This window comes from Nocardia tenerifensis NBRC 101015, assembly GCF_000308715.1.
Classification (GTDB): domain Bacteria; phylum Actinomycetota; class Actinomycetes; order Mycobacteriales; family Mycobacteriaceae; genus Nocardia; species Nocardia tenerifensis.
Window position 1 is genome coordinate 22,269 of record NZ_BAGH01000013.1, and the last position, 9,576, is coordinate 31,844.

The following is a 9,576-nucleotide window of genomic DNA, read 5'->3' on the forward strand; positions in this document are numbered from 1 at the left end:
ATGGCGCCGTCGACCACACCGCTGATCGCCCTCGGCGAGGTACGCACCTGTGTCGTCCCCGCGTCCGCCGCGCTGCATCGTGCCGAGGCGAGCGAACTGCTCGCCCTGGTTCCCGGGCGACGGGTGCTGTGGCGACAACGCCCCGGCACGCTCGCCGTCTCGCCCACCGTGCCGGTCGGCGTCGACTGCGAACTGGCGTTGCCAGGCCCCGCCTTGCGCGTGGTCGGCACGGTGGCGAGTCGCGCGGTGGTGCTGGGCGGGCGGGTACTGCAGAGCTCGGTGTGCACCCGGGTCGCGCGGGCGGTCGAACCGGACCGGCAGACCTGGTCGCACTACCTCAGCGCGGTCGGTCGGACGGAGGTGCTCGGCCGGATCGGTGACCGCGCGGCGGTCCACGACGCGCTGCGCGACGGATACCTGGACGGACGGCCGAGCGCGGACACCCTGCACCTGTCCTCCATCGGCGAGCGCCTGCTCGCGCGGCTGCGCACCGACCGAAGGCTGGATCAGCGGGCGCCGCTGCAGTCGATGACCACCCGCCTGCGGTGGGCGGCCACGATCGGCGGCTCGACGGGGCCGCGGCTGAGCCTGCGACTGGACGACGAATCGGTGCGCTCGGCGTGGGTGGTGGTGCGATGTGAGGCGGATCTGGCGCAGGCCCAGCGGTTCTGCGAGGATCTCGCGGCGCACGACTGGCTGCTCACGGTCGGCGCCGCGGCGCTGGCGGAGGCGGATCGGTTTCCCGCGATCGGCCGGGAACGGCCGGAGATCCTGGCCGCGTTGCTGGAGCATCTCGCGCACCTGTGGATGCCCGGTGCGCACACCCCGCAGGGGTTGCGTGGTCTGTGGAAGGGTTTGCAGTCCGACCCTGGTTTCTCCCGTCAGTGGACCGCGCTGATCGGGCAGGCGCGTGACCGGTTGTCGGTCGCGCAGTGGGACTGTCTGTCCCGGGGAATTCGGGTCGACACCAGCGAGTGGTGATCGAAATCGCCTGAAGTGTAAGCCTTCTCAGGCGCTGGCTAGTTTGTACTCGAGCACGTCGCGCGGCTCGCCCGCGCCGAAGTAGCGTTCCTCGTATCCGGTCCACGCGAAGCCGATGCGCCGGTATAGGTCGTAGGCCGTCCGGTTGGTCGGGCGGACGGTGATGAGGACACTGCGCATCGCTCGTTGCCTGCATAGGCTGATCGCCTCGGCCAGCAGGGTCGACCCGTACCCGCGTCCGCAGCTGCGCGTGCTGACGGCGAGGCTGAGCAGCCAGCCGCGGCGATCCGGCGTGAGCGCGACGAGCACATGGCCGAGCACGACGCCGTCGACCTCGACGATCAGCCAGTTGGCGCCGTGCAGGTCGAAGAGTTGGCGCAGGACGAAGTACGGGTAGGCCTGATCGCCGAACCGTTCGGCCTCGATCGCCGCGACATCAGCGAGATCGGCGAGGCAAGCGAACCGATACACCGGCGCCGTTGCCGTCGTCGCGCTGTCCACTCTGCTCCCTTGCGCGATAACACGAGTCATAAATCACAGCGTAGGCGTTTGCTCGGTCGGCTGAGGCGAACCCGGTGTGCACGGTCCGGATCGAGATCGTTCAGACAGAGTCTCGCGTCCTAGCGGGGAGTTCGCCGCTCGTCCGCGTCGAATCCGCCGGGCCGCCCGTGTTGCCCGTGTTTCACCGGCGGGTCGCCTCGGACGTGGTCTTTCCGGCGACAGCCTCGGCCACTCGAATGTGCTCGGCGCTCACGTCTTCGGCCTCCGCGCTCACCAGGAATGCCACCACCTCGGTGATGTCGGCATCGGCGCCGAGGCGTGTGCGGAGGTTCGACCCGGCCGTGTTGCTGGAGGGATGCTCGTCTTCGACCCGGCCGTCGGCGCCTCCACCTCCGGTCCCGGAACTGACCGCGTTCACGGTGATCCGCCGCGGCGCGAAATCCGCGGCGAGCGAGCGGGTGAACTCCGCGACGGCGTTCGTCGCGGCGTTGTCGACGGCGTTGCCGGGCGCCGAGGAGCCGCCGATCGTGATGACGCGACCGCCCTCGGCCAGGTGTGCCGCGGCGAGCTGCAGGCCGTGGAAGACCGCCTTGGCCGAGGCCGCGAAGCCGAGATCGAACTGTTCCTCGGTGGTCTCCCGCAGCGGCGCGGTGAGCGCCGTGGCGGTCGTGTGCACCAGCACATCCCAGTGTCCGCACTCCGCCAGCAGCGCCTCGATCAGCTCCTCGTACTCGGTCCGATCGCCGAGATCGGCCGCGAGCGCCAGCGCCGAGCCGCCCGCATGGGTGATCTCCTTGACCACGTCGGCGGCCGACTCCGGGCTGTGCGGATGCTGGATCACCACCTGCGCACCCTGGCCCGCAAGGGTTTTGGCGATGGTCTTACCGATCCCGGCGTCCGCGCCGGTGATCAGGGCCGTCTTTCCGGCGAGCGGGCCGGTCGTGGTCATGACTCTGCCTTCCCTCGTGAATCGGCGCCGCGGCGACGCATTCGCCGCTGGGCGCCCAGCAGAGCCAGTATGCCCGTCCGGCCGAGGCGTAATCGGTGCGTTCCGCTACACCGTTCGACTCTCCACCGCTCGCCATGCGGGGCGGCGGGCGTTGGTGATCCACCGCAGCAGCCACTCCGCGGGCCCATACCGGTACCGGCGCAACCACACCGCGCTGAGCGCCAGCTGCGCCGCGAAGACGAGCAGCGCCACCGCCAGCGTGGCCAGCGGCGAAAGGGCGCCCGCCGCACCGAGTCCGACGCCGGTGAACAGCAGCAGGCCGATGGCCGATTGGCCGAGGTAGTTGGTCAGGGCGATCCGTCCGGCCGGCGCGAGCGCCGTGCGGATCCAGGCGGTGCGCGGGCTGTGCATCAGCCGCAGCAGCGTGGCGACGTACGCCGCGCTGAGCAGGGGCGCGGTGAGGACACTGGCCGCGGCGGGCAGGGCGTGGCCGGTGCCACCGCCGATCGTGAAGAGCAGGCTGCCCGCCAAGCCCACCGGGAAACCGACCCATTGGATCCGGCGCAGGATCGGTTCGTCGCCACGCACCCGCGCGAGCAGCTTCCGGCGGCCCGCGACCAGGCCGAGCAGGAACATGGCCAGCGCGGTCGGACCCTGCAGGGTGACCGCCTGCAGCACCAGCAGCGGTAGCCCGGCGAGGTGCTCGCCGATGATGTCGCCCCACCCGCCGAGCATCGCCTCGGTCGCCAGTCGCCCGTTGTCCCGAGCCTCGGCCGTCGAGGGCAGCATCGCCGACGCGTCCATGAACAGCCCGCTCAGCAGCAGGAGCGCCAGCACGAACCCGTACAGCGCCCCGGCCACCCGCAACGCGGTGCGGTCGCCGACCCCGCGCATCCAGAACAGGGCCAGGCAGGCGAGCGCGTACGTGGTGAGCACGTCACCGCCGTACAGGAACACGATGTGCAGCACGCCGAGCACGAACAGTCCGACGATTCGGCGCAGCATCCGCGGCTCGAAGCTCGCCCCCGCGTCCGCCGCCGAGGACATCTGCAACGTGAAGCTGTACCCGAATAGGAACGAGAACAGCAGATAGAACTTCATGTCCACGAACACCGAGGACAGCGCCCGAACCAGCTCATCGAACGGCGAGTCGAATGCCGGATCCGTAACCAGGTTCCCCGGATACCCGGACGACATGAAGGTGATGTTGACGATGAAGATCCCCAGCAGCGCGAACCCCCGCAGCGCGTCTACGTCGTAGATCCGCCCCCGGGGCGCGACCATTCGATCGGTCATGGATGCCCGACTTTCCGTTGTCGTTGTTAATATCTGCTAGATACTATATGGCAGATACTAAAGCATCGCTGGACGGACGACAGCCCGTCGAAGGTGTGCTTGTGGGAGCGGCGATCGAATCTCTGTCGGCGAGCGCGACACGCGGACCCATCCCACTCGACTGGTCGCAACGAATAAGCGCGAGGCGTCCTGGCAACCGGGAACGCGGCACCCGTGCGGGTGTGTCCGATCAACAGTGAGGAGTTACGTGGCAATCTCCAAGGTCAACCGGGCAGTGCTGGCGGTGACGTGCATGGCCGCCTTCGCGTTCATCGGTATGGGACAGGCCGCAGCCGGCGCGCAGCCTCCGACTGTGCAGGATGCGCAGTCTCAACTCCAGGGGCGGGTGTCGAGCATTCAGGAGGACGGGGAAGGAGAGGGAGAGGATGCCGCGCTGAGCGAGGGCGAGGATATCGTCGCCGGCATCCAGAAGTGCCTGGACGAGGCTGACGACTTCGCGGAGTTCCAGGAGTGCGTGGGGGATGAAGCTTGAGCGGTCATCGGCGCGTTACCGCTGACCGGTAACGGCTCGGAAACGGGTCTGCCCCCTGCCGGTAAGGGCAGGGGGCAGACCGTTCGTCTCAACCACGAGTCGGGGTGACAGGATTTGAACCTGCGACCTCTTCGTCCCGAACGAAGCGCGCTACCAAGCTGCGCCACACCCCGTGAGTCGAACCTGGACTACCTTACAACACGGTCGGTGTAGACGTTAAACCCCCAGTTCAGAGGGCTAAAACGGAGCAGTTTCGCGGGGGCTCAGCTGTCGTGCGGGCGGATGCTGGTGAAGATGCGCTTGGCGGTGTCGGCGTCGAGCGCGTTGGGGACGCCGGTGTCGGCGGCGATCACCATGACGAAGCTGCCGTTCTCGGTGGGGAAGGCGGCGGTGTAGACGGAGTACGCGGTGGCGCAGCCGGGCTTGGCCTGGGTGACGGTGCCCTTGGTCTCCACGAACATGCCGTGTTGCGAACCGTCCAGCGACGCCAGCGGCACGGGTGGGGCCGGGTGGGCGTCGGTGGACGCGGTATAGGCGAGCTTGGCGGTTCTGGTGCCGAGTTCGGTTGCGGCGGCGCCGGAGTCGGGATCCTTCGAGCCGGTGAGGAAGGACGCGGTGCGGGTCGAGCCGGGGCAGTAGCCCTTGCCGTCGCTGGCATAACCCTTGCCCGCCACCGCGTTCGGCGGTTCGCCGTAGCCGCCGATGGCCGTCTCCGGCGCGATCGTCCACCCCGCGGGCACGTCGTAGGCCGCGCCGCGGTCGGGGGCGACCACGACCTGATATCCGGGGATGACCGGATTCTCGTGGCGGCCCGAGTTGCTCGTGGTCGGCGCGGCGGAGCTGGTCTTCGACGGTGTCGGCGCGCCGGCACTGGTGGTGAGCGCGCTCACCATGGACGGCGAGTTGCGTTGCGCGTCAGCATTGTCCGACCCGCGCTGCGACATCACCACCGCGGCCGTCGCGCCGGCCGCGACCAGCAGCACCACCAACCCGATCAGCAGCATCGTCTTCCCGCGTCCGCTGGGCGGCGGCCCGCTCGTGCCGTAGCCGGGCGGCAGTTGCTGCGGCGGCGGTCCGCCGTACCCGTACCCGCCGCCGACCGGCTGCCCGTACTGCGGCGCGGCGTAGGTGGGTGCCGCGGCCTGCCACTGCGGCGCGGGATCGGGCTGACCCAGTCGAGTGGCATTGGGATACCCGAGCATGGTCGGGGCCGCCTCGCCGGGCGCGTTCGACGCCGACTCAGCGGCGCCGAGACTCGGCTGCCACAGACCCGCCGGCTCGCCTGCGCCACGGGACTGCTGCTGCGCCAACAGAGTTGGGTCGGCCTGTCCCGCCGTGGTCGGTTGCCACTGCGCGGGCGGTGTCTGGCCGCCAGATACGGGCTGCGCCAACAAAGTTGGGTCGGCTTGGCCTGCCGCAGTCGGTTGCCACGACGCTTGGCCGCCGGGTACGGGCTGTGCCATGAGTGTTGGGTCGGCTTGCCCCGTCGCGAGCGGCTGCCACTGCGCGGGCGGTGTCTGACCGCCAGATACAGGCTGTGCCAAGAGAGTTGGGTCTGCTTGGCTTGTCGCGGTCGGTTGCCATGGCGCTTGGCCGCCGGGTACGGGCTGTGCCATGAGTGTTGGGTCTGCTTGGCCTGTCGCAGTCGGTTGCCACTGCGCCTGACCGCCAGATACAGGCTGCGCCATGAGAGTTGGATCGGCTTGACCTGAACCAGCCGCCTGCCGCTGCTGGCCTACCCGGCCGCCTGCCTGCCACTGCGCGCCGGACCCGGATCCCCCGCTGCTGAGCTTCCACGAGGAGTCCGACGCGGCGGACGAGTCATTGCTCCCCGACTGCCGCGACGAATTCTGCGGACGCCCTTGGGAATTCGGCGTCGCGGCCGAACCACTCCCCGCCTGCCACCGCGCGGGAGCCGGCTGTCCGCCGGGACTCGGCTGCCAGTGATAGTTCGGCGTCGCCTGCCCGGGCTGCCACTGCGCGGTGGGATCGGGCCCCGAGGCGCCTGGTCCGCCCTCCGGCCATTGCACCTGCTCGTGGAACCCCGAATCACGCTTCCACGGCCGGGCGGGCGCGGGCTGCTCCACGGTCTCGTCCTGCGCCCCGGCCTGCTCGAATTGCTCTGCGCCGTACGGCTGCTGCTGGTTTGGGTGCGCCGCACCGGGCAGGCCCAGAACGGTCGGGTCGTCGCGCCGGTCGTCGAATCCATTCACAGTTGTCCCCTGCCTGACACACGTCTCGGCACGCGACCCTAGCGGGCGACGGCCTCCGAGGCGGACACGCCCTGGCCGGTCTCGGCCGACGGACGCTTCGGCGGGGCGGCCACCAGCGTCAACAGGGTGGCCTCCGGGCGGCAGCAGAACCGGTACGGCGCCCACGGCGAGGTGCCGACGCCGGCGGAGACGTGCAGCCGGGTGTGCTCGCCCCACTGGGAGGCGCCCTTGACCCGCGACCGGTCGATGCCGCAGTTGGTGACGAGCGCGCCGTACCCGGGCAGGCACAGCTGACCGCCGTGCGTGTGCCCGGCCATGACCAGGTCGTAGCCGTCCTCGGCGAAGCGATCGAGCACGCGCGGCTCGGGGGAGTGGGTGAGGCCGATGCGCAAGGCGGCCAGCGGGTTCGGGGCGCCCGCGACGGTGTCGTAGCGGTCGCGGTGCAGGTGCGGGTCGTCGACGCCCGCGGTGGCGATGCGGATGCCGGCGACCTCGAGGTCGCGGCGCACGTGGGTCAGGTCCAGCCAGCCGCGCTCGGTGAAGGCCGCGCGCAGGTCTTTCCAGGGCAGCGGCGCGCCGTAGACCCGCCGGTGGTCCTTTTTGAAGTATTTCATCGGGTTCTTCGCCACCGGCGCGAAGTAGTCGTTGCTCCCGAAAACGAAAAGCCCCGGGCGGGAAAGCAATCCGCCGAGGGCCTGGACTACCGCGGGTACCGACTTCTGATGCGAGAGGTTGTCGCCGGTGTTGATCACCAGATCCGGCTCGAGCCGATCGAGTTCGCGCAGCCACTGCTGCTTGCGCTGCTGGCCGGGTGTCATGTGCAGATCGCTGATGTGTAGCACCCGCAGCGACGACGACCCCGGCGCGAGGACCGGCATCGTGGCCTCCCGCAGAACGAAGGCGTTGCGTTCGACCAGCGAGGCGTAGCCGATTCCGGCCACGGCCGCCCCGGCGGCTCCCAACGCGGTCGTGCGGACAGCAGAGGTCGAGATTACGGGCATTTGCCCAGCATAGGTGACCCCGTTGGGGAACGCCGAGTGTGTTTACGCACAAGGTCTTGCGCGAACGTCGTTGACCTCCCCCGAAAACAGCGCCACGATTCGCCGCAGCAGGGCAAATGTGGTGGGCGGGTCGCGAAGGACCGGCTACCGTGAGCCTCATGTCGGAACTCAAAGCGCAACTGCGGACGGACATGACCGCCGCGATGAAAGCCAAGGACACGCTGCGTCTCGCCACGTTGCGGATGCTGCTCGCCGCCGTTCAGACGGCCGAGACCGCAGGCTCCGAGGCGCGCGAACTCTCCGACGCCGAGGTGATCGCCGTGCTGCAGAAAGAGGTGAAGAAGCGCAGCGAGTCGGCCGAGATCTACACCCAGAACGGGCGCGGCGAGCTGGCCGCCAACGAGCACGCCGAGGCCAGGATCATCGAGGAGTACCTGCCGACGCAGCTGAACGAGGCGGAGGTGGCCGACGTGGTCGACACCGCGATCGCGCAGGTCGCCGAGGAACTCGGCGAGCGCCCCGGCATGCGCCAGATGGGCCAGGTCATGAAGATCGCCACCGCGCTCGCCGAGGGCAAGGCCGACGGTTCCCGCCTCTCGGCGGCGGTGAAGTCCCGCCTGTAACCCGCACGCGCGCAATCCCGTGTGCGGGAAAGCGAAGGCTGTGCGTGAGCGGCACAGACACGCGAAGGGCCGCGAACCTCAAAGGTTCGCGGCCCTTGTCTCAGCGTGGGATGGGGATGGGAATCGGGATGGGCGGCAACAGCGGCGGCGGTGGCAGCCCCGGGATTCCCGGCGGTAGCGGCGCGGGCCCCGGCGGCGGGGCGGCGCGCTGGGTGCCGTCGCTGATGTAGAGGGTGATCACCGAGCCGGGGATCGCCGAGCCGTTCGGCGCGGTGCCCATCACCGTGCCCTTGGCCTGCGCGCCCGGGCCGGTCACCGGCGTCACCTGGAAGCCCGCGCCGACCAGGGCCGCGGTCGCCTGGCCCTGCGTCATCCCCACCACGTCGGGCACCTGCGCGTTGTTCGACCCGCGGACGTACTTGTCATCCAGCGGCGGCAGCCCGGGCGGCGGGAACCGGTTGAGCACGGGCTTGATCGAGTTGAACCAGGTCCGCGCGGGTTCGTTACCGCCGAACAGGTTTCCGTCGCCGCAGTTGCGCAGCGGGAACGAGCAGATCTCGCCCGGCGTCGGGCTGTCGCCGTAGACGTAGGTCGCCGCGGCCAGCGCGTTGGTGAAGCCGAGGAAGGCCGACGAGCGGTGGCTCTCGGTGGTGCCGGTCTTGCCGGACAGCGGCGCGTTCCAGCCCGCCGACTGGGCGGCGCCCGCCGCGGTGCCGCTGATGTCGTCCTTGCTCATCGCGTTGGCCAGCGTGTTGGCCAGGCCCGGCTCGACGACCTGCTCGCAGGCCTGCTGGGTGAGCGGCACCTGCTTGCCCTGTCGGTCCACGACCTCCTTGATCGGGTTCGGCGGGCACCACTTGCCGCCGGAGCCGAGGGTCGCGGCGACGTTGGACAGCTCGAGCGGGTTGATCGCGACCGGGCCGAGGGTGAACGAACCGAGGTTCTGTTCCTTCATCATGTCGGCGAGGCTCTGGTTGCCGTGGCCGGAGCTGCCCGGCTCGGTGTAGGAGCGCATGCCGAGCCGGACCGCCATGTCCACGGTCGGTGTCACGCCGACGGCCTGGATCAGCTTGACGAACGCGGTGTTCGGCGAGGTCGCCAGCGCCTCGGTCACCGACATCGGCGACTTGTACTTGCCCGCGTTCTCCACGCAGTAGGTGGCGGGCGGGCAGCCGCGCGCACCACCGTTGCCCATGCCCCTGGCCTCGAAGCGGCTGGGCACGTCGAGCTGGGCGTTGATGCCGAGGCCCTTCTCCATGGCCGCGGCGGTGGTGAAGATCTTGAAGATCGAGCCCGCGCCGTCGCCGACCATCGAGTACGGCTGCGGCTGCACGGTCTCATTGCCGTCGCGATTGAGCCCGTAGGTGCGGCTGCTCGCCATCGCCAGCACCGGATGCGAGTCCTGCCCCGGCGCGACGACGGACATGACCTGCGCGATGTTGTCGGAGATTCGGGTTGGCCGCGTCGGTGACCGCCTTCT

Annotated in this window: 9 protein-coding genes and 1 tRNA gene; 3 read left to right on the forward strand and 7 right to left on the reverse strand. The window is 69.8% G+C overall.

The features are described 5' to 3' along the window. Nucleotides 1–981, forward strand: coding sequence for an SCO2521 family protein (locus ON39_RS01585; RefSeq protein ID WP_040729933.1), 981 nt, complete (start codon nt 1–3; stop codon nt 979–981). A 27-nt stretch (nt 982–1,008) separates the two neighbouring features. Here ON39_RS01585 and ON39_RS01590 read toward each other — a convergent pair whose 3' ends face one another. From ON39_RS01590 to ON39_RS01600, 3 genes are all read right to left on the reverse strand, one after another. After that, entirely contained in the window at nt 1,009–1,512 is a 504-nt protein-coding gene (locus ON39_RS01590; protein ID WP_083894194.1) for a GNAT family N-acetyltransferase, read from the reverse strand. A gap of 151 nt (nt 1,513–1,663) precedes the next feature. After that, the gene (locus tag ON39_RS01595) at nt 1,664–2,431 is read right to left on the reverse strand and encodes an SDR family NAD(P)-dependent oxidoreductase (RefSeq protein ID WP_051186194.1); all 768 of its coding nucleotides are present in this window, start codon (nt 2,429–2,431) and stop codon (nt 1,664–1,666) included. A 105-nt stretch (nt 2,432–2,536) separates the two neighbouring features. After that, nucleotides 2,537–3,727, reverse strand: coding sequence for a DUF418 domain-containing protein (locus ON39_RS01600; protein ID WP_040729937.1), 1,191 nt, complete (start codon nt 3,725–3,727; stop codon nt 2,537–2,539). 247 nt (nt 3,728–3,974) lie between these two features. Here ON39_RS01600 and ON39_RS01605 point away from each other — a divergent pair, with 247 nt between their 5' ends. Continuing rightward, the gene (locus ON39_RS01605; RefSeq protein ID WP_040729940.1) at nt 3,975–4,259 is read left to right on the forward strand and encodes a hypothetical protein; all 285 of its coding nucleotides are present in this window, start codon (nt 3,975–3,977) and stop codon (nt 4,257–4,259) included. Nucleotides 4,260–4,358: 99 nt separating this feature from the next. On the opposite strand, the gene ON39_RS01610 is transcribed toward ON39_RS01605, so the two are convergent. From ON39_RS01610 to ON39_RS01625, 3 genes are all read right to left on the reverse strand, one after another. Beyond that, nucleotides 4,359–4,432 (reverse strand) — tRNA-Pro (locus ON39_RS01610). Nucleotides 4,433–4,522: 90 nt separating this feature from the next. Further along, a complete protein-coding gene (locus ON39_RS01615; protein ID WP_040729944.1) occupies nt 4,523–5,569 on the reverse strand; it encodes a DUF8017 domain-containing protein in 1,047 nt (348 codons plus the stop codon). A gap of 941 nt (nt 5,570–6,510) precedes the next feature. After that, nucleotides 6,511–7,473 (reverse strand): metallophosphoesterase, encoded by a 963-nt coding sequence (locus tag ON39_RS01625; protein ID WP_051186195.1) that lies wholly within the window; start codon nt 7,471–7,473, stop codon nt 6,511–6,513. Between the two features lie 158 nt (nt 7,474–7,631). Between ON39_RS01625 and ON39_RS01630 the strand changes: the two genes are divergently transcribed. After that, nucleotides 7,632–8,096, forward strand: coding sequence for a GatB/YqeY domain-containing protein (locus ON39_RS01630; RefSeq protein WP_040729950.1), 465 nt, complete (start codon nt 7,632–7,634; stop codon nt 8,094–8,096). Nucleotides 8,097–8,196: 100 nt separating this feature from the next. On the opposite strand, the gene ON39_RS01635 is transcribed toward ON39_RS01630, so the two are convergent. Next, nucleotides 8,197–9,576 (reverse strand): penicillin-binding transpeptidase domain-containing protein (locus ON39_RS01635; protein ID WP_157195395.1); only part of this gene is annotated, 1,380 nt, incomplete at its 5' end.